The organism is Treponema sp. (genome assembly GCF_051883275.1).
In the GTDB taxonomy this organism is placed as follows: domain Bacteria; phylum Spirochaetota; class Spirochaetia; order Treponematales; family Treponemataceae; genus Treponema_D.
Window position 1 is genome coordinate 1 of the sequence record NZ_JBJETK010000033.1, and the last position, 18,603, is coordinate 18,603.

The window sequence follows — 18,603 nt, forward strand, 5'->3', positions numbered from 1 at the left end:
TCAGAGTACCACATTTCAGATATTTATATCATGACATCTTGTTTCGGAATCTATGTCCTGCCCCAATGCAGATGCTGAAACGAGTTCAGCATGACATAGGCACAGTGTACGGCATGACTTAGGGGGCTGTCATGCTGTGTTTTACACTGTCATTCCGAACTTGTTTCGGAATCTGTGTTCTGTCCCAATGCAGATGCTGAAACGAGTTCAGCATGACGTGGGGGGGGCTGTGCACGGCATGACATAGGCACTTGTGCGGCATGGCTATGGAATTCTGTATTCAAAATATTTCACCCTGCCATGCTCCACGGCTTCCTTTATCTGCCGCTCGCGTGCAGAAAGCTTGCTCTGGGCGGTCTTTACTTCTATAAAATAAATTTCATTTATAGAGCCGCCCTCCGCGCTTCCGGGGAACGCCACAAAATCAACGGGCTTTCCTATAAACCGGGCATCTCCCGGATTGCAGGGAAACCCGGGCAGGAACGGCGCAAGCTGCTCGCTGAACTGTCCGCCCAGAACCGCGCGGCTTCTGTTCACAGCATCCCTGCGCTGTCTCTTTATTTCCGCCGCTGATTTCAGCTTCTGCACAAAGCACCCGAACACAAAGCCTGCAAAAAGCGCAAGGGCTATAAAAAAGGCGGAGCTGGATATTCCGCTGAAAAGATTCTGCACTGTTGAATTTTCCATGATTCAATTTTATCATATCACTATGAAAAGAAAAATCTTTCTATCCGCATTTTTGATTTATTTTGCCGCCGCTTTTTCCCGGGCAGAACAGGGGCAGGCGGTGCAGTTCAGATTCAAGTACCAGAAAGGGGACCTCTACAGGATTCTTTCAACAGTCGACGAGGACATCTACGTGAACCGGCGCAAAAGCCACCACTCGATAATTGTAAACAGGGTTTCCGCGGAAGTTACAGACGTTACGGATGACGGGCAGGGAATCCACAGCTGCATTTTTATGACAACTGAAAATTCCACAGGAACTTACAGCGGCTCGCACTTCACATACGGAGAGGATTACAAAAGCGTTTTCAAAAGAAGCCGGAACGGAACATATACAATCAGTGACATCTATTTTATGCCCACAGTGCGCGATGTGCCTGTTTTTCCTGACAGGGAAATTCTTCCGGGGGAAACATGGACTGCAAAGGGGCACGAGGCGCACGACCTCAGAAAGACATTCGGACTTGAAAAGCCCTACAAGGTGCCGTTCAATGCAGAATACACATACGAAGGCAGGGACGAATCGACCGGGCTTGACAGAATAAAGGTGCGCTATTCGCTGTACATGGAAACGCCTTCTTTGCCGCAGAATATCTACGATGACTATCCTGTTGTAACGCAGGGCTTCAGCGATGAGGTGATTTTCTGGGACAACAACAAGGGCGCCATTGACCATTACACGGAGAATTTCAGGATTTTCATAGAAACGGCGGCGGGGAATCTATACGAATTCACGGGAACTGCGCACGCGGAAGTCACTGAATTTCTAAGGACAAACACAGAGGAAAACATATCTTCGGTGCAGAAGAAAATCAACGATCTTGGGCTGGAGAATGTCACTGTAAAGCCGGACGAAAAGGGGCTTACGATTGCCATTGAAAACATTCAGTTTGAGCCGGACAGCGCGGTGCTTCTGGAAAGCGAAAAGCTTAAAATCAGGCAGATTTCAAAGATACTTCAGGAATGGCCTGACAACGACATTCTTGTTACAGGACACACCGCTCTGGCAGGAACAGAAAAAATGCGCAGAAAGCTGAGCGAAGACCGGGCGGCGGCAGTGGCGGAATATCTTATAAGCCTGAATGTAAGGGACAGGTTCCACATTTTCACACAGGGATTCGGGGCGGAGCGGCCGGTGGCAAGCAACAGCACAGAGGAAGGCAAATCCAAAAACCGCCGTGTGGAAATAACAATCATGGACAAGTAGCATTTTGAATGTCTGTTGACCAATGCCGCTTTTCTAATTAGACTTACAGGAATCATGGACTTTGGCTTTATTCATCAAGTGATTCCGCTGTACAGGGAAGCCGCGCTGCTGACTATAAAGGCCGGAGCTGCGGGTGTTATTCTTTCGGCGGCGCTGGGGCTTTTTTGCGCCATAATACGCTACTGGAAAATTCCCGCCGCAAAGGAAATCGCAAAGGCATACACGGAGCTTTCGAGGAACACGCCTCTGCTTATCCAGCTTTTTTTTCTTTATTTCGCTTTTCCAAAAATGGGGATAAAGCTTTCATCCTGGCAGTGCGGTGTAATCGGGCTGACTTTTCTGGGAGGAAGCTACATGGCTGAAACTTTCAGAAGCGCGCTTGAAACGGTCGGAAGAACACAGGTTGAATCCGGAAGGTGTATCGGGCTTTCTGAATTTCAGATTGTGCGCTTTATTATTCTTCCGCAGGCATTCTCGGTTTCAGTTCCCGGAATATGCGCGAATACAATGTTTCTTATAAAGGAAACTTCCATGTTCAGCGCGGTCGCACTGGCGGATCTGATGTATGTTGCAAAGGATTTAATCGGCTTGTATTACAAGACAGAGGAGGCTCTTTTTCTTCTTGTGATTTCATATTTTATTCTGCTTTTGCCAATAACACTTTTAAGCTCATTCGCAGAAAGGAAGCTCCGCTATGCGCAGTTCGGAAATGCTTGATTCAGTTTTCAATTCTTTTAGTGTGATTTTTATGGGGAAAAATTTTCTGCGGCTGCTTCAGGGGCTGCTTGTCACTGTTGAAATCGCGGCGGCGGCGGTTGCACTTTCGATTGTGCTGGGGCTTCTGCTGGGCGCGCTCATGACTATAAAAATAAAGCCGCTGCAAGTAATCTGCAAAATATATCTGGAATTCATGCGCATAATGCCACAGCTTGTGCTGCTTTTTCTGGCCTACTTCGGACTTACCCGGGCATTCGCGGTTTCCATCAGCGGAGAAGCGGCGTCTATTCTTGTTTTTACGCTGTGGGGAACCGCCGAAATGGGCGACCTTGTCCGCGGCGCGCTTGAAAGCATTCCCCGGCACCAGTACGAAAGCGCAAAGGCACTCGGGCTGACTGAAAACCAGACTTACATTTATGTCATTATTCCCCAGACTGTGCGCAGGCTGATTCCGCTTGCAATGAATTTAATCACGCGAATGATAAAGACGACTTCCATTGTTGTTTTTGTGGGCGTAATCGAAGTTGTAAAAATCGGGCAGCAGATAATAGATGCGAACCGCCTTACAGTTCCTTCCGCCGCAATCGCTGTGTACGCCGTTATATTTTTTATGTACTTTATAGTGTGCTGGCCGCTTTCAATTCTTGCAGGAAAGCTTGAAGCCCGCCAGAAAGAAAACTAAATCCACGGAGAAAAAAATGTCTTTGCTTGAAATAAAAAATCTAAAAAAGGAATTCCCGAAAGTCGGAGGAATTCTAAACGGTGTTTCCCTTGAAATTGAAAAGGGGGAAGTCATAGTAATCCTGGGGCCTTCCGGGTGCGGAAAAAGCACTCTTCTGCGCTGCATAAACGGGCTTGAGGAAATTCAGCAGGGTGAAATTCTGCTCAACGGCGAAGCCATCAGCGGCCGCAAAAAAAATATGCATTTAATCCGCCAGAAAATAGGAATGGTCTTTCAAAGCTATGACCTTTTTCCCCATCTGACTGTGGAAAAGAATATTATGCTCGGGCCTGTAAAAGCACAGGGGCGCAAGGCCGCCGAGGTAAAGGAGGAAGCGGAATTCTGGCTCGGGCGCGTAGGGCTGCTTGAAAAGAAAAACTCATATCCGAGGGAGCTTTCAGGCGGTCAAAAGCAGAGAGTTGCCATTGTGCGCGCCCTCTGTATGCACCCGGAAATTCTTCTGTTCGACGAAGTCACGGCCGCCCTTGACCCGGAAATGGTGCGCGAAGTCCTGGACGTGATGGTGAACCTTGCAAAGGAAGGCAGAACAATGCTGATTGTGACCCATCAGCTGGAATTCGCCCGCGCCGTTGCTGACAGAATTGTCTTTATAGACGAAGGAAAAATCGTGGAAATTTCAACTCCGGAGCAGTTCTTCAACAATCCAAAAACAGAGCGCTCAAGAAAATTCCTACAGGCATTTATGTTCGACAAAGTGAAAGTCCACTGAATTTTTGCTTGACATTTTCCTATTAAACTACTATGTTTATTTCATCTTTATAAAACGAGGTGGAATATGAAAACAAAAAAAGGAGTTCTTTTAGCCACGGCAGCCGCTGCGGCACTCAGCCTGTTTTCCGCATGCTCAAAGGAAAGCACAGCTTCCGCAAGAAATGTTGAGCAAATAAAAAAGAGCGGCGAAATAAAAATCGCAGTTTTCAGCGACAAAAAGCCATTCGGATATGTTGACGAATACGGTGAATACAAAGGCTACGATGTGTATTTCGGAGACCGCATTGCAAAGGATCTGGGCGTAAAAGTAAAGTACGTTCCTGTTGAAGCCGCAAGCCGCGTTGAATTTCTTCTTACCGGAAAAGTCGACATTGTGCTTGCAAATTTCACTGTCACACCTGAGCGCGCTGAAAAAGTTGACTTTGCCCTTCCGTATATGAAGGTTGCGCTGGGAGTTGTTTCGCCGGAAAATGCGCTCATCACAAAGCCTGAAGACCTGATAGGAAAAAAGCTCATCATAAGCAAAGGCACAACCGCGGAAACATATTTTACAAGAAATTATCCTGAAGTTGAGCTTTTGAAATTTGACCAGTACGCAGAAGCCTATGCCGCCCTTCTTGACGGAAGAGGAGCCGCAATGTCAACTGACAATACAGAAGTTCTTGCATGGGCGCTGGAAAATCCGGGATACAAAGTTGGAATTGAAAGCCTCGGCGACCTTGACACGATTGCCGCCGCTGTTCAGAAAGGGAACACAAGCCTTCTTGAATGGCTCAACAACGAAATCAGGCTGCTCGGTGCGGAAAATTTCTTCCATGCAGACTATGAAGCGACATTGCGCGCAACTTACGGAGAAAACGCAGATGCGGACGCTCTTGTAGTTGAAGGCGGACAGCTGTAGCCGCTTTGCATTATAAAAAAACTGCCTGAAAATAATCTGCGCCACGCTGGTTTTCAGGCAGCACTTGACTGCTTCAGGCGCAATCAGTCCTTTCCGCAGTGTATAAAAGTCAGCTCATGCTTATTGTAATTCAAATGGACAACCCTGCTGTCGGGGATTTCTTCAAACTGCGAAATAAGATTCCAGTCCGCCCTGCCCTGCATTTTTATTGTGCATATCATTTTTTTTGTCATTCCGCTTTCAAGCCACACCTTTATCCATGAAAGAAGCCGCTCCGGATAGCATATTACATCGCTGAAAACCCAGTCGAATTTTCCAAGAGCCTCGGGCTTTAGTGTGAAGGCATCATGCGCGCGGAATTCAACAAGCGGATTTTTCATCAGGGAAGGCGCAAGCTCGCTTCTGTCAACGGCAAGAACACTGCATCCGAGGTTTAAAAGAACATAAGTCCAGCCGCCCGGACATGCGCCAGCTTCAAAGCACCTTGAGTCAGCCGAAGGAAGGGAGCAGCCGAAAATTGTCTGCGCAAGCGTGAGGCTTTCCTGGAGCTTGAGGTATGCGCGGCTCGGAGGATTTTCATGGTCTTCCACAAACGAAATTCTGCCGGCCGGAAAAAGGCTGGATGTTTTTGCAGAAGCGAGCATCATGCCCTTGTCCAGAAGGCAAAAAAGCCCGATTTCGGACACCGGAATTTTCGAGGGGAAAACACGCGGCTTTAGGTTGATATAAGGGAGTTTTTCCTGAATCAGGGAGCTTCTTCTGAAAAATGAAAGGCTGCACGATGCCCAGGAACGCTGGATTTTTTTCAGCTCAGATGCAGCCTCGCCGATTGAATCAAACCTGAGGATAAAAGGCTCAATCATAGCATCCCGGCAAAAGCCCGGAATTCTAAGGCTTCCGTCGGAATTTCTCAGATTGTAGCCGGGAACAAAAATAAGCTCGCCGTACTGAACCGCATTTTCCATTGAAAGCGAAAAACGCTCTGAAAGCTCCTCGCGCAACATTCCGTCCAATTCAGGAAAAGGAAGAAATGCCGCCCCGGAAAGTTTTTCCACTGAAACACTCATTGCACAAATTCCGCTTCTGGAGAAATGAGCATATCCGACAGATCCGAATTTTCCAGGGTTGTTTCCTGAAGGCTGCTTATAAATGAAGCCAGTGCCGGTGAATCAGGAGAACGCAGAATTTTAAATCCAATTTCAGTTTCACTTTCATTTTCCGTCTTCCACTTTGGAACACAGACAAATTCGAGCGGGCGCATATAGTCAGGGCGGGAAAAAGTTATAAAAACAGTATATTCCCCCTCTGAGTCTACAAACACCGGATTCGGAAAACGCGCGCTGAGCCCAGATATGCTTATGTTTTCAAGGACTCCGGGCAAGGCGCAGATTTGCTCACAGTCAATACGTCCAATCTCATCAAAACGCTCTTCCCCTCTGAGTTCCTTTTTCATATCAGTTCATAACCTCTTCGCTGAGTTTCATAATCATGTCATAAATCGGCTTTCCGCCCGGAACCATCGGAAGAACCATTTCATCAATGTCAACTTCCGCATCAATAAGAACCGGCTGTCTGGATTCAAAGGCTTCCTTGAAAACCTTTTCGAATTCCTTGGCATTGCAGGCATGATAGCTTTTTATTCCATAGGCGGAGGCAAGCTTGCACCAGTCAGGCCCGAAGTCGAGCGTTGTCTGGCTGAAACGCTTTCCGTAGAAAAGACGCTGCCACATGCGCACATTTCCCAGTGCATGATTGTCCACAACAATAATTACAATGGGAAGATTATAATGCTGGATTGTCGCAAGCTCATTGCAGTTCATGCGGAACGAACCGTCGCCTGCGATATGCACAACGCGGTTGTTTTTGTCCGCAAACTGAATTCCCATTGCGGCTCCAGTGCCAAATCCCATTGTTCCAAGTCCGCCGGAAGTAACAAATCTTTTTGGCTTGGTAAACGGATAGAACTGCGCAGTCCACATCTGGTGCTGGCCGACTTCCGTTGTGATAAAGGTGTCCTCGCCCGCAATGCGGTTTATACATTCGCAGATGAATTTTGGATTTATCGATTTTTCAGGCTTTTTGTCATAACAGTCAGGATACTCTTTTTTCCATGCCTGAATTTGATCAATCCATTCCCTGCGCTCCTTTTTTTCAACAAAAGGAATAAGGCGGCCAAGAATCTGCTTCAAATCCCCTACAAGAGATGTGTACGCCGGAATATTCTTGTTTATTTCAGCAGGGTCAATGTCAATATGAACAACTTTTGCGTTCAGGGCGAATTTTGTTGAATCCAGAATAACACGATCGCTGAATCTTGAGCCAAGCGAAATCAAAAGGTCACATTCGGTAACGCCCATGTTGCTTGCCTTTGTTCCGTGCATTCCAACCATCCATGTGCAAAGCGGATGTGTCGCCGGGAACGAAGCGCGCGCCATAAGACTTTCACTTACAGGAATATCAGCTTTTTCCGCAAGCTCAAGAAGCTCCTGTTCAGAACCGCTTATTCCAATTCCGCCGCCGGCATAAATAAAAGGTCTTTCAGAAGCATTTATAAGCTCTGCAACTTTTTTTATCTGCTCGTCGGAAGGACTGTTTATTTCCGCTATTCTTTTCAGATTTGAATGATTTTCCAGAAGAACAGAATTTCTTTTTTCTTCCTGGAAAAGCGGCTCAAAGTCAATTTCCGCAGCGGTAACATCCTTCAGAATATCAATCAGCACCGGGCCAGGACGGCCTGTCTTTGCAATAAAGAAAGCTTCGCGGATAGTTTTTGCAAGGTCATTCACATCGCGAACCATGAAATTCTGCTTAGTAATCGGCATGGTCACACCGGTTATGTCAATTTCCTGGAATGTGTCTTTTCCTAAAAGACTGTTAGGAACATTGCAGGTGATTGCAACAATAGGGCTTGAGTCCATGTATGCGGTCGCAATTCCTGTAACAAGATTTGTTGCTCCCGGACCGCTCGTTGCCATGCACACCCCGACTTTTCCTGTTGCACGGGCATAGCCGTCAGCTGCGTGCGCCGCCGCCTGCTCATGCGCAGTCAGAATATGGTTGATTCTTTCAGAATTCTTGTAAAGGGCATCGTATATGTTCAGGATATTTCCGCCCGGATAACCAAAAACGGTATCAACACCCTGCTCTATAAGACATTCAATAACTACCTGTGAACCTGTCATTTTCATTTTTAATATTCCTTTTATTTTTTTTAGAATCCTTGGAACAGGAAAATTCTACTGCAATATCGCGCCTTTATCGGCAGAACTTACCAATTTTGCGTATCGCGCAAGATAGCCGGTCTTTACCTTAGGCTCAGGGGCTTTCCATTCTGCGCGGCGTTTAGCAAGTTCTTCGTCGCTTACTTTAAGGGTGATTTTGTAGCTGTTTATGTCAAGTTCAATCAAATCGCCTTCCTGTACAAGGGCAATCGGTCCTCCTACGGCAGCTTCCGGCGAACAGTGTCCTAATGATGCGCCGCGTGTCGCTCCGGAGAAACGTCCGTCAGTAATAAGCGCAACCTGCTTATCAAGTCCCTGTCCTGCAAGAGCGGCAGTTACGGCAAGCATTTCGCGCATTCCAGGTCCGCCTTTTGGACCTTCGTAGCGGATTACAACAACGTCGCCTGCCTTTATCTGCGATTTCTGCACCGCTTCCATTGCCTCGCTTTCGTCATTAAAGACGCGCGCAGGACCAGTATGCTTCATAAGTTCAGGCGCACAGGCAGACCGCTTTACGACAGTTCCGTCAGGTGCAAGATTTCCGAACAGAATTGCAATTCCGCCGTTATCAGAATACGGATTTTCAATCGGGCGCAGGATTTCAGGATTGCGGTTTACAACACCTTTAATGTTTTCTGCGATTGTTTTTCCAGTCGCAGTAATCAGGCTTGTATTTATGAGATTTTTCTTTGCAAGTTCTGCAAGAACAGCCTGAACGCCGCCGGCATCGTCAAGTTCGCACATAAAAGTATGACCGGCAGGTGCAAGATGGCACAAATTCGGCGTCCTGTTAGAAATTTCGTTCACCTCGTGCAGGTCTATTGAAATTCCGGCTTCATTTGCAATCGCAGGAACGTGAAGCATTGTGTTGGAAGAACAGCCGAGCGCCATATCAGCAGCAAGAGCATTACGGAAATTTTCCGCCGTCATCATCTGGCGAGCGGTAATTCCCTTGTTGTACAGTTCCATAACCTGCATACCGGCGTGCTTTGCAAGCGCAATGCGTCGTCCTGTAGTAGCAGGAATAGTACCGTTACCCGGAAGCCCAAGTCCGAGAACCTCTGTAAGACAGTTCATTGAATTTGCAGTGAACATACCGGAACACGCACCGCAGCCAGGACAGGCAGAATGTTCCATTTCCTTAAGCTGAGCTTCATTTATTTTTCCAACGGCAAGCCCGCCTACTGCCTCAAACATATCTGTCAAAGAAAGATTTTTTCCTGAATACGGGTTAGTTGCATCGTTTCCCGGAAGATGACCAGGCATCATAGGTCCGCCGGAACAGAAAACAGTCGGCAAATCAAGGCGTGCGGCTGCCATCAGCATACCAGGAACGATTTTATCGCAGTTAGGAATCATAACAAGCGCATCGAACTGGTGCGCCTTTGCCATACACTCAACGCTGTCTGCAATAAGTTCGCGCGTAACAAGGCTGTACTTCATTCCCTCGTGACCCATTGCAATACCGTCGCACACGCCGATTGCAGGAAATTCAACAGGAGTTCCGCCAGCCATTCGTATTCCGGCTTTTACGGCTTCCGCAATGCGGTCAAGCTCGATATGTCCCGGTATAATTTCATTTTTAGCACAGCAGACGCCTACAAGCGGCTTTTCCAATTCTTCATCTGTATAGCCCATTGCATAGAACAGCGAACGATGAGGAGCACGTGCTGTTCCCTTTTTTGCATTATCACTTTTCATTACAAAAAACCTCGGTATAAAAACTTCCGCCATAAAAAGGAAAGTCTTAGAATAATATTTGCTATTATACAGAAATGCATGGATTTGTAAAAGGGAACAAGCAAAAGGCGGCCTACCTTCTTCCAAAAGCCTCCAGGTTCGCAAGCCCTCTTTTAAACTGCGGAATTCTTGCACAGGCAGTTGTATTCAGCGGACTTGTTTCACCTCGCTTCAGGAAATGATAGGCAACACCGGCAATCATAGCGCCGTTATCTCCGCACAGCCGAAGCGGCGGAAAAATGCACTTGATTTCACTATGCTCGGCAAGCATGGCTCTAAGGCGCGAATTCGCAGCGACACCTCCGCCGGCCACCACTGTTTTCAGCCCGGTATCTTCCACTGCCCTGACAATTCTGGAAACCAGAGTACGGCAGGCAGTTTCCTGAAATGAAGCCGCAATATTTTCAACAGTCTTTTCAAAGCCTTCATTTAAAAACATATCAACCTGATGAATCACGGCAGTTTTCAGACCGCTGAAGGAAACATCATAGCGGTGATCTCCCTTGTCAAGTTTTGGAAGCGGAAAGCTAAAGGCATTAGGATTTCCCTTTTGCGCAAGCTGGTCAATTATAACGCCTCCCGGATAGCCCAGGTCATAATACTTGGCAACCTTGTCAAATGCCTCGCCCACGCTGTCATCTATGGTTGTTCCTAGAATTTCAAGGTCGTCAAAGCCATTCACCTTGGAGATAATGCTGTGTCCGCCGGAAACCAGAAGTCCGATGTACGGATACGGAATGTCATTTTCAAGATGGGCCGCATATATATGGCCAAGCATGTGGTTTATGGCGATAAAAGGCTTGCCGACCGCCCATGCCAGCGTTTTTCCGAATGTAAGCCCCACAAGCAAAGCTCCCATCAGCCCGGGACGGTTTGTAGCAGCAACAGCATCGATTTCATCCAGGGAAAGGTGCGCTTCCTCAAGACTCTGCCTTACAACCGGAAGAATCCATTCAGCATGCTTTCTGCTTGCAATTTCAGGAACAACGCCCTTGTAAACCTGATGAAAAGGAATCTGCGTTGCAACAACATTGCTTATAATTCTGCGGCCATCCTCCACAACCGCGCAGGCCGTTTCATCGCATGAAGATTCTATTCCAAGCACTTTCATATCAAGCTCCGTCTATCACAGTCCGCTGACTGCATTTATAATTATTGTGAACACCGGCGAATCCATATTCAGAGTGCCGCTGTCCTTAAGAAAATTTCCATGAACAAGCTATCGGATTTCAGCCTTCCGAATTTTTTACTGAATCTGCGAGGGAAACGCAAACTTGTAGCCCTTCCGCTTTAAATACGGATACATATCCTTCAGCAGCGGCGGAAGAATTTTTGCAGACTTGTCAACGTGCCCTATCATGACGACTTTTCCGTTGCGGTTTGCAATTCCAAGGCCGCGGTAAATCTGCGCAAGCATTTCCTCCCGGGAAATAATGTCATCTATAAAAACGTCACGCTGAAGAATTTCCATGCCGCGCTCCAGTGCCGCCTGTGGAGCTTTTGTCTGCGCCGAAGTTCTGGAATCCATAAAAAAAATTCCGTTGTCATAAACAGCATCAAGCACCGCCCCGATTTTCATGACATCGCATGTTATAAGAGAGCCTTCGTGGTTGTTAAGTCCGCGCACCGGCCCTATTTCCATGATATTTTCGCAGACCTGCCTGTAAATTTCAGTCAGCGACATTTCGGGAAGAACAGCCCCCTCGCCTGGATTGATATTTAAATTCTGGGCCTGCATAGGCTGATGAAGCATAAGCTCCTGCCCGGAATTTCTTACGATTTCCGCACAATCCCTTGAATGGGCAAGCTTGGGAAGAACCGCAACCGCAACTGGAAAAGGAAGGCTTGTATACAGCTTCAAATTCGAAATGTCGTATCCGCCGTCATCAATCACAAATACAAGAGTTGCTCCGTTTCTGGCATCTGGAATTTTATATTTTTCCACAGGAATTTCCTCCGGCTTTTTAGGAGGCGGAAGCGCAGAAGCAACTTTTGGCGGTGCTTCTTTTTTTTCTTCTTTTATTACAGGCTGAACTTTAGGGGCTGAACGGTTTTCTGCGGGCGGCTCTTTTTTGGGCTCTTGCGCAGCTGTCTTTTTAGGCTGGCTTTCAGCGGAAGGCTCAGGCTTTGGAATGTTGTTTTTTTGAATCTGAGGCTCAGGATTTTTTTTTGGCTCAGGTTTCTGCTCCGCCTGAACAAGGGGCTGCTCTTTTTTGGGAGCCTTGGCAGTTTTTTCCGGCTTAGAAGAAGAAAAAACAAACGCCATGGAAAGAAAAACCGCGCATAAAAAAATAATAACAGCAGACAGAAGCATAACGCTTTTGTTGTCAAGCATTACCTTTGGTCTTTTTTTCCGCGGAGTCCTTTTCTTTGAATCTTTTTCAGCCTTGTTTTTTACAGACATTTGCACTGATTATAGACTTTTATCAACTTTTATTCAAATTCACCGCCAGAACGAACTGCCCCCCAAGTCATGTGGCAAAAAGCACCGTCACGGTGTTTTTTGCCACATGACTTGTTTTTTTTTTGGGGGGGGGCTGTCATGCCGATTTGAACTGTACTGTCATTCCAAACTTGTTTCGGAATCTGTGTCCTGCCCAGCACAGATGCTGAAACGAGTTCAGCATGACGTGGGTATTGTGCACGACATGACGGGGCTTTTTGCTCCATGGCGGTGGTTTAGGGGACTGTCATCCCGAATTTACACTGTACTGTCATTCCGAACTTGTTTCGGAATCTATGTTCTGCCCAGTGCAGATGCTGAAACGAGTTCAGCATGACGTGGGTACTGTGTGCAGCATGACAGGGGCAGTGTGTGTGGCAAAAAATTCCAGTCTTTTTTATAAATTTGCATCTGGAACAATCAGGCTGAAAATTCTGTCCAGGTCGCTGGACGAAAAATAGTTAATCGAAATAGTGCCTTTTTCAAAGCCGCCTTTCAACTGAACTTTTGTTCCAAGCCGGTCGATGAGTTTCTGTTCAAGCGCCTCAAGATTGGGGTCCCGCTGTTTTCGCACAGAAGCAGAGCCGCTTGCAGAAGAAACAGCAGAGCCGGTTTTCATTTCGTGCACGGCATTTTCAGTTTGCCTCACAGACAGCCCCTGCCCCACTATTCTTGCAAAAAGAAGCCTTCTGTCAGAATCATTTTCAAGGCTCAGAATGGCGCGGGCATGTCCAGGGGAAATCGTGTCTGTGACAAGAGCTTTTTGAATATCCTCGGGGAGCTTTAAAAGGCGGAGGCAGTTTGCAACTGTAGAGCGGTTTTTGCCGACCCGTTCCGCAACCTGATCCTGCGTCAAATTTCCAAGCTCCATCAAATCATAGTAGGCCTGGGCTTCTTCAAGCGGATTCAAATCCGTGCGCTGTATATTTTCTATAAGGGCAACTTCGAGTTTTCTCTGCTCCGAATATTTTCTGAGCTGGACAGGTATTTTTTCAAGACCGGCGGCTCGGGCAGCGCGGGTTCGCCGTTCACCTGCAATTATAAAAAATGTGCCGTCCTGAGCATCTTCAATTATAACAGGAGAAAGAATTCCCTCCTGGCGCACAGATTCCGTAAGCTCAGCAAGCTTTTCGTCGTCAAAATATGTTCTTGGCTGATGAGGGTTCGGCTTTAAAAGCGACGGATCAACCCAAAGCGTTCCATTTTCATCAGAAGAAATTCCTTCGGGAAGATTCAGCGCCACAGGAGAATTATCTTTCAGCTGAACTCCATTTTCAGAAAACTGCTCAGGCAGCTCAGACTCTTCAAGCAAGGCGTCGAGGCCCCTTCCTAAACCCTGATGCTTAGCCACGGCTGACCACCTCTTCCGCAAGCTTCTGGTAGCTTTTTGCGCCCACGCAATTCGGATCATAAACGCAAATCGGCTCTCCATGCGACGGAGCTTCAGAAAGCCTTACATTCCGCGGAATGATTGTATTGAACACAACATCCTTGAAGTAGCTTTTCACCTGCATAACAACATCCTGCGCAAGGCGAGTTCTTGAATCATACATCGTGAAAAAAATTCCGCCTATCACAAGGCTCTTGTTTACAGTTTCCTGAACTTTTTTTACCGTCTGAAGCAAAAGTGTGATTCCTTCAAGGGCGAAATACTCGCACTGCATGGGAACCAGAACTGCATCAGCGGCGGCAAGCCCGTTCAGTGTCAGTATTCCAAGGGAAGGAGGACAGTCAATCAGAATAAAATCATAAAGGGAGCGCACAGGAGCCAGCGCATTTTTCAGGAAATACTCGCGGTCTTTCTGCCCTACAAGCTCAATCGCCGCACCTGACAAATCAATAGACGCGCTTATGACATCAAGGTTTTTCACTGCGGAATGTTTTATAGTTTCCTCAATACTGGACTGTCCGGCAATAAGCTCATAAACAGTAGGCTTTTTTTTGCTGACACCGACACCGCTTGACATATTTCCCTGGCTGTCAAAGTCAACAAGCAGAACTTTTTTTCCGCTGACTGCAATATAAGCTCCGATATTTATAGCTGATGTAGTTTTGCCGACACCGCCTTTCTGATTAACAAAAACAAATACCTTTCCCATGATTGAAATATTATAGATTATATAGTAATAATTTTCAATGAATAAAAAATGCGCTTAAGTTTCAGCCGGAAACACGGAGCGGTAAAGCCGGGCAAAATAAAATGACTCCGCCAAAGCCGTAATCGTCCAGGAAAACACAAAAAGAAGATACAGGGATTCTATTGTTCTAAAATATGCAAAGACAGTGTAAATCCATACAATTCTAAAAACGCATGAGCCAAGAAGCACAATGATAGTCGGAACGGCAGTCTGCCCCAAACCGCGGGAAGCCGAAATACTGCAATCCATAAAAGCCGAAACGCAATAGGAGCATGACATAATTGAAAGGCGCTTCATTCCAAGAGCTGCAATGCGTGCATCCGGAATAAAAAAGAAAATGAATTTTTCGCCGAAAACAAAAAGGAACAAGCCGATAACCGCCGCAGAAAAAAACGAGCAGAAAAGGCACACAAAAAGACTGTGCAGCACACGCTTCTTTTTTCCGGCGCCGTAATTCTGCCCTATAAAAGTTGAGCAGGCCACATAAAATGCGCTCATCACATTGTACACAAGCGGATCCGAATTTGAAGCCGCGGAATTCGCAATCACCATGGAGGCATCAAAAGAATTCACTCCGACCTGAATAAAAATATTGGCAAACCCAAAGACTGCATTCTGAAGCCCGGCAGGAATTCCGATTTTCAATAGGCGGAAAAGTTTTTCCCTGTTCACCTGGAGCCGTGAAATTTTCAGGGCAAGAGAATCCGTCCGCCTGCAAAGCTTTATTCCCACAAGCAAGGCTGAAACATAGAGCGAAACAATGCTGGCGACCGCAACTCCTGCAATGCTCATCTTCAGATAAACAACAAGAAAAAAATCCAGCACAACATTGAACATTCCGCCCGTGAGCAGAAAAAACAGAGGAGATTTTGTGTCCCCTTCTGCGCTGAGAATTCCGTTTCCAAAATTGTAAAACGCAAGAGCCGGCATTCCAAGCATATATATTTTAAAATAGAGAGCCGCGCCGTCAATCAGAATTTCCTTGGTCCGCATAAGCTCAAGAACAGGCCGGGCAAAAATATTCCCCAGAACACAGACAGCTGAGCCGGCTGCAAGGCACACAACAGCTGAAGTGCTGACCGTTTCGCGTATATCCCTGTCGCTTTTTGTTCCTATAAAAAATGCCACAATGACATTCACAGCGGAGCCGAAGCCGACAACAATTCCAGTGGAAAGAAAAACAAGAATTACAGTAGAACCCACAGCACCCACAGAGGATGCGCCGGCAAAACGCCCCAGAACGGCACTGTCGGTCATGGTAAAAAGTGTCTGGAGAAGATTTGTAAGAATAAGCGGCAGACTAAAAAGTATGACACCCCTGAAAATTGATCCTTGCGAAAAATCATTCTTGACAGCCATACAAACCTCGTTTCAGCCGCTAATATAGCACTTTCTGAAAAAAAAGCACAAGAGCAAAAACAACTTCAATAAATTTTCACAGGAAAATATTTTTTATTTATATTGAAAGAAAAATACAAAAAAACCGGAACGAGTAAATTGACAGTCAACGAAAATTTTTCGTACAACGCCATACTTCTAGATAAAAAAAAGCATCTGTAAAACTACAGATGCTTTTTCGGGATGTACGAGACTCGAACTCGTGGTCTCCGGCGTGACAGGCCAGCGCGATAACCAGCTTCGCTAACACCCCAAAAGATGTGTGTATTTTAGTATAAAGCGAGCATAAGTGTCAAGTGTTTTTTTCAGATTATCACAGCATAGTTACTCAATTCATCTGTGCAAGATGCAACCATTCAATTTTCGTTGAAGCGCCGGAGAAAGGCCTTTGTGCGCTCCTCCTGCGGATTTTGTATGACATCTTTTCCCTGCTCAACAATAACACCGCCGTCCATAAAGGCAATGACATCGCTTGTGTCCCTTGCAAAAGCCATTTCGTGCGTTACAACAACCATCGTCATTTTTTCCGCGGCAAGCTCACGTATCACAGATAGAATCTCGCCGGTCAGCTCCGGGTCAAGGGCGGAAGTCGGCTCGTCAAAAAAAAGAACCTCCGGTTTCAGCGCAAGCGCCCTGGCAATGGAAACTCTCTGCTGCTGTCCTCCTGAAAGCTCGCATGGATAGCACAGCTCTTTCTTTTCAAGATTCATTTTTTTTAAAAGCTCATGCGCAGTTTCTTCCGCCTCGTCACGCGATTTGCCCAGAACAATCCGCTGAGCCTCAGTTATGTTCTTTAAAACCGAAAAGTGCGGAAAGAGATTGAAGTTCTGAAAAACAAGCCCCACATTGAGCGCAATTTTCCGCAGAGAAGCATTGTCCGTATACACGCCGTTTTTTGCCATGCACTGTCCGCAGATAAAAACAGAGCCGCCTGTGATTTTTTCAAGCTGGCAGATACAGCGCAGGAGTGTGGATTTTCCGCTTCCGCTCGGCCCGATTATTCCAAGGACTTCTCCCCTGTGAAGAGAAAATGAAACATCCTTTAAAACTGAAAGCTCGCCGAAATTTTTTTTCAGCTGCTCAACTCTCAATATCTCGCTATTTGTAGTAATCAAGCTTTTTCTCCATAAAATCAAATGACTTGGAAACCGCCCAGTTCATGAAAAAATAAAAAACACCGGCAATAAAAAGCGGCATGACACTTACAAGCCGTCCGCTCTGTGTCTGCGCAACATGGAAAAGCTCGGCAACTCCCAGAACCTGAACAAGCGCAGTGTCCTTTACAAGAGTGATGACTTCATTGCCCATGGGAGGAATTATCCGCTTTACAACCTGCGGAACTATAATGCGGAAAAAAGTCTGGCACTGCGTAAAGCCAAGAACCTTCGCCGCTTCATACTGCCCCTGCGAAATAGACTGAATTCCGCCGCGGTAAATCTCCGCAAAATACGCAGCATAGTTCACAGACATCGCAACAATCGCTGCCGTAAAGCGGTCAAATCCAACATTGAAAATCATCTGCGGCGCAAAGTAGACAAAAATAAGCTGAAGCATCAAAGGCGTTCCCCTGATTATCAGCAGAAAAACATTTGTAATTCCAGAAACAATTTTTACGGAAGACATTCTTCCAAAGCAGATAAGAAGAGCAAACGGAACTGAAAAAATCAGAGTCAGAAAAAAGACCTCAAGGCTGACACAGCTGCTTTGAAGCATTACGACAAGGAGCTTTCCAAGATTTATCCTCAGAAAATATTCATATAGCAATTCAAACATTTATCAAAAAAAAGCTGCGCCCGGAACTTTTATTTCCAGGCACAGGCAAAAAGCAAGATTTATTTTCCGATTGTTGAAATATCAGAACCGAACCATTTTATGGAAATTTTTGAAACCGTTCCATCCGCCTGCATTTCTTCAAGAACAGCCTGAACCTTGTCACGGAGCGCCGCATTTTTCTTGCTGAAAGCAATTCCGTACTCTTCAGGCGCAAGGCTTTCTGAAATTATAACCAGCGGCTTTTTTCCCTGGGCAATGGTATATTCTGCAACAACAAAATCCATTACAACGCCGTCAAGATTTCCCATCTCAAGGTCATTGAGAGCTGTGACATTCTCCTTGAATTCCACGATTTCCTTCAGGCTTTTCTTGAATTCCAGATTGCCGTCTATTGCTTCCTGTGCCGAAGAGCCTGCCTGAACGCCGACTTTTTTTCCGCTCAGATCCGCAAGAGAATTTATAGAGCCGCCTGCGCGCACAACAACAACCTGCGCATTTACAAGATACGGCTTTGTGCATGCCATTGCGGCTTTTCTTTTTTCAGTCAAAGTAAGCCCGTTCCAAATACAGTCGATTTTTCCCGAACGAAGCTCCATTTCCTTTGCAGACCAGTCAATCGGCTGGCACACAAGCTCAAGCCCCATGCGCGAAGCAACCTCGCGGGCAAGGTCAATATCATAGCCGACAATCTCATTGTTTTCATTGCGGAATCCAAGCGGCGGAAATGAATCGTCAAGACCGAGAACAAATTTTCCAGAATCCTTCTTTTTTGCGCTTGCCATTGAAAGACAAAGGACAAGTCCGAATAAAACTGCAACAATTTTTTTCATTTAAAAACTCCCATAAAAAGTCAACGAACAAGGTGACTTTCTAAGCTATTTATTTG

At 46.3% G+C, this 18,603-nt stretch carries 18 protein-coding genes and 1 tRNA gene; 5 read left to right on the forward strand and 14 right to left on the reverse strand.

All coding sequences use genetic code 11. From position 1 onward, the window contains the following. Positions 1 to 264 precede the first annotated feature (264 nt). Positions 265 to 687, reverse strand: a complete 423-nt coding sequence (locus ACI4L0_RS05085) for a Holliday junction resolvase-like protein (protein ID WP_439799084.1) — start codon at positions 685 to 687, stop codon at positions 265 to 267. Positions 688 to 709: 22 nt separating this feature from the next. On the opposite strand from ACI4L0_RS05085, the gene ACI4L0_RS05090 reads away from it, so the two are divergent. The 5 genes from ACI4L0_RS05090 (at position 710) to ACI4L0_RS05110 (ending at position 5,004) form a co-directional block, all read left to right on the forward strand. Beyond that, positions 710 to 1,933, forward strand: coding sequence for an OmpA family protein (locus ACI4L0_RS05090; RefSeq protein WP_439799085.1), 1,224 nt, complete (start codon positions 710 to 712; stop codon positions 1,931 to 1,933). Between the two features lie 54 nt (positions 1,934 to 1,987). After that, a complete protein-coding gene (locus ACI4L0_RS05095) occupies positions 1,988 to 2,650 on the forward strand; it encodes an amino acid ABC transporter permease (protein WP_439799086.1) in 663 nt (220 codons plus the stop codon). After that, positions 2,628 to 3,332, forward strand: a complete 705-nt coding sequence (locus tag ACI4L0_RS05100) for an amino acid ABC transporter permease (protein WP_439799087.1) — start codon at positions 2,628 to 2,630, stop codon at positions 3,330 to 3,332. The genes ACI4L0_RS05095 and ACI4L0_RS05100 overlap by 23 nt, the downstream gene beginning before the upstream one ends. Before the next feature lie 16 nt (positions 3,333 to 3,348). Beyond that, entirely contained in the window at positions 3,349 to 4,101 is a 753-nt protein-coding gene (locus ACI4L0_RS05105; protein WP_439799088.1) for an amino acid ABC transporter ATP-binding protein, read from the forward strand. A 66-nt stretch (positions 4,102 to 4,167) separates the two neighbouring features. After that, positions 4,168 to 5,004 carry a cysteine ABC transporter substrate-binding protein gene (locus ACI4L0_RS05110; protein ID WP_439799089.1) on the forward strand — a complete coding sequence of 279 codons (837 nt, stop codon included), beginning with the start codon at positions 4,168 to 4,170 and terminating at the stop codon, positions 5,002 to 5,004. Between the two features lie 83 nt (positions 5,005 to 5,087). Here the strand turns inward: ACI4L0_RS05110 and ACI4L0_RS05115 are convergent, their stop codons facing one another. From ACI4L0_RS05115 to ACI4L0_RS05175, 13 genes are all read right to left on the reverse strand, one after another. Further along, entirely contained in the window at positions 5,088 to 6,071 is a 984-nt protein-coding gene (locus ACI4L0_RS05115) for an SAM-dependent methyltransferase (RefSeq protein ID WP_439799090.1), read from the reverse strand. After that, on the reverse strand, positions 6,068 to 6,457 hold the full coding sequence (locus ACI4L0_RS05120) for a PilZ domain-containing protein (RefSeq protein ID WP_439799091.1): 390 nt from the start codon (positions 6,455 to 6,457) through the stop codon (positions 6,068 to 6,070). The genes ACI4L0_RS05115 and ACI4L0_RS05120 overlap by 4 nt, the downstream gene beginning before the upstream one ends. Before the next feature lies 1 nt (position 6,458). Next, positions 6,459 to 8,192: a biosynthetic-type acetolactate synthase large subunit gene (ilvB, locus tag ACI4L0_RS05125; protein ID WP_439799092.1), complete on the reverse strand. Its 1,734-nt coding sequence runs from the start codon at positions 8,190 to 8,192 to the stop codon at positions 6,459 to 6,461. A gap of 48 nt (positions 8,193 to 8,240) precedes the next feature. Next, entirely contained in the window at positions 8,241 to 9,926 is a 1,686-nt protein-coding gene (gene ilvD, locus ACI4L0_RS05130; RefSeq protein ID WP_288715895.1) for a dihydroxy-acid dehydratase, read from the reverse strand. Positions 9,927 to 10,038: 112 nt separating this feature from the next. Further along, complete coding sequence (tsaD, locus tag ACI4L0_RS05135) at positions 10,039 to 11,076, reverse strand: tRNA (adenosine(37)-N6)-threonylcarbamoyltransferase complex transferase subunit TsaD (protein ID WP_439799093.1); 1,038 nt, start codon at positions 11,074 to 11,076, stop codon at positions 10,039 to 10,041. A gap of 135 nt (positions 11,077 to 11,211) precedes the next feature. Further along, the gene (locus ACI4L0_RS05140) at positions 11,212 to 12,369 is read right to left on the reverse strand and encodes a divergent polysaccharide deacetylase family protein (protein ID WP_439799094.1); all 1,158 of its coding nucleotides are present in this window, start codon (positions 12,367 to 12,369) and stop codon (positions 11,212 to 11,214) included. A gap of 436 nt (positions 12,370 to 12,805) precedes the next feature. After that, the gene (locus ACI4L0_RS05145; RefSeq protein ID WP_439799095.1) at positions 12,806 to 13,759 is read right to left on the reverse strand and encodes a ParB/RepB/Spo0J family partition protein; all 954 of its coding nucleotides are present in this window, start codon (positions 13,757 to 13,759) and stop codon (positions 12,806 to 12,808) included. After that, positions 13,752 to 14,507 carry a ParA family protein gene (locus tag ACI4L0_RS05150; RefSeq protein WP_439799096.1) on the reverse strand — a complete coding sequence of 252 codons (756 nt, stop codon included), beginning with the start codon at positions 14,505 to 14,507 and terminating at the stop codon, positions 13,752 to 13,754. The genes ACI4L0_RS05145 and ACI4L0_RS05150 overlap by 8 nt, the downstream gene beginning before the upstream one ends. Before the next feature lie 54 nt (positions 14,508 to 14,561). Further along, complete coding sequence (locus tag ACI4L0_RS05155) at positions 14,562 to 15,905, reverse strand: MATE family efflux transporter (RefSeq protein WP_439799097.1); 1,344 nt, start codon at positions 15,903 to 15,905, stop codon at positions 14,562 to 14,564. A gap of 218 nt (positions 15,906 to 16,123) precedes the next feature. Then, positions 16,124 to 16,197 (reverse strand) — tRNA-Asp (locus tag ACI4L0_RS05160). Between the two features lie 103 nt (positions 16,198 to 16,300). Continuing rightward, a complete protein-coding gene (locus tag ACI4L0_RS05165) occupies positions 16,301 to 17,059 on the reverse strand; it encodes an amino acid ABC transporter ATP-binding protein (protein WP_439799098.1) in 759 nt (252 codons plus the stop codon). Beyond that, positions 17,043 to 17,717 carry an amino acid ABC transporter permease gene (locus ACI4L0_RS05170; RefSeq protein WP_439799099.1) on the reverse strand — a complete coding sequence of 225 codons (675 nt, stop codon included), beginning with the start codon at positions 17,715 to 17,717 and terminating at the stop codon, positions 17,043 to 17,045. The genes ACI4L0_RS05165 and ACI4L0_RS05170 overlap by 17 nt, the downstream gene beginning before the upstream one ends. 59 nt (positions 17,718 to 17,776) lie before the next feature. After that, on the reverse strand, positions 17,777 to 18,547 hold the full coding sequence (locus ACI4L0_RS05175) for an amino acid ABC transporter substrate-binding protein (protein ID WP_439799100.1): 771 nt from the start codon (positions 18,545 to 18,547) through the stop codon (positions 17,777 to 17,779). Positions 18,548 to 18,603: the final 56 nt, after the last annotated feature.

Excerpts from the sequence above, each read along its gene's own strand:
- ACI4L0_RS05085 (WP_439799084.1), bottom strand. The coding sequence starts at position 687 with ATGGAAAATTCAACAGTGCAGAATCTTTTCAGCGGAATATCCAGCTCC.
- ACI4L0_RS05115 (WP_439799090.1), bottom strand. The coding sequence starts at position 6,071 with ATGAGTGTTTCAGTGGAAAAACTTTCCGGGGCGGCATTTCTTCCTTTT.
- ACI4L0_RS05140 (WP_439799094.1), bottom strand. The coding sequence starts at position 12,369 with ATGTCTGTAAAAAACAAGGCTGAAAAAGATTCAAAGAAAAGGACTCCG.
- ACI4L0_RS05175 (WP_439799100.1), bottom strand. The coding sequence starts at position 18,547 with ATGAAAAAAATTGTTGCAGTTTTATTCGGACTTGTCCTTTGTCTTTCA.
- ilvD (WP_288715895.1), bottom strand. The coding sequence starts at position 9,926 with ATGAAAAGTGATAATGCAAAAAAGGGAACAGCACGTGCTCCTCATCGT.
- ACI4L0_RS05110 (WP_439799089.1), top strand. The coding sequence starts at position 4,168 with ATGAAAACAAAAAAAGGAGTTCTTTTAGCCACGGCAGCCGCTGCGGCA.
- ACI4L0_RS05155 (WP_439799097.1), bottom strand. The coding sequence starts at position 15,905 with ATGGCTGTCAAGAATGATTTTTCGCAAGGATCAATTTTCAGGGGTGTC.
- ACI4L0_RS05095 (WP_439799086.1), top strand. The coding sequence starts at position 1,988 with ATGGACTTTGGCTTTATTCATCAAGTGATTCCGCTGTACAGGGAAGCC.
- ilvB (WP_439799092.1), bottom strand. The coding sequence starts at position 8,192 with ATGAAAATGACAGGTTCACAGGTAGTTATTGAATGTCTTATAGAGCAG.
- ACI4L0_RS05100 (WP_439799087.1), top strand. The coding sequence starts at position 2,628 with ATGCGCAGTTCGGAAATGCTTGATTCAGTTTTCAATTCTTTTAGTGTG.
- ACI4L0_RS05150 (WP_439799096.1), bottom strand. The coding sequence starts at position 14,507 with ATGGGAAAGGTATTTGTTTTTGTTAATCAGAAAGGCGGTGTCGGCAAA.
- ACI4L0_RS05090 (WP_439799085.1), top strand. The coding sequence starts at position 710 with ATGAAAAGAAAAATCTTTCTATCCGCATTTTTGATTTATTTTGCCGCC.
- tsaD (WP_439799093.1), bottom strand. The coding sequence starts at position 11,076 with ATGAAAGTGCTTGGAATAGAATCTTCATGCGATGAAACGGCCTGCGCG.
- ACI4L0_RS05105 (WP_439799088.1), top strand. The coding sequence starts at position 3,349 with ATGTCTTTGCTTGAAATAAAAAATCTAAAAAAGGAATTCCCGAAAGTC.
- ACI4L0_RS05120 (WP_439799091.1), bottom strand. The coding sequence starts at position 6,457 with ATGAAAAAGGAACTCAGAGGGGAAGAGCGTTTTGATGAGATTGGACGT.
- ACI4L0_RS05170 (WP_439799099.1), bottom strand. The coding sequence starts at position 17,717 with ATGTTTGAATTGCTATATGAATATTTTCTGAGGATAAATCTTGGAAAG.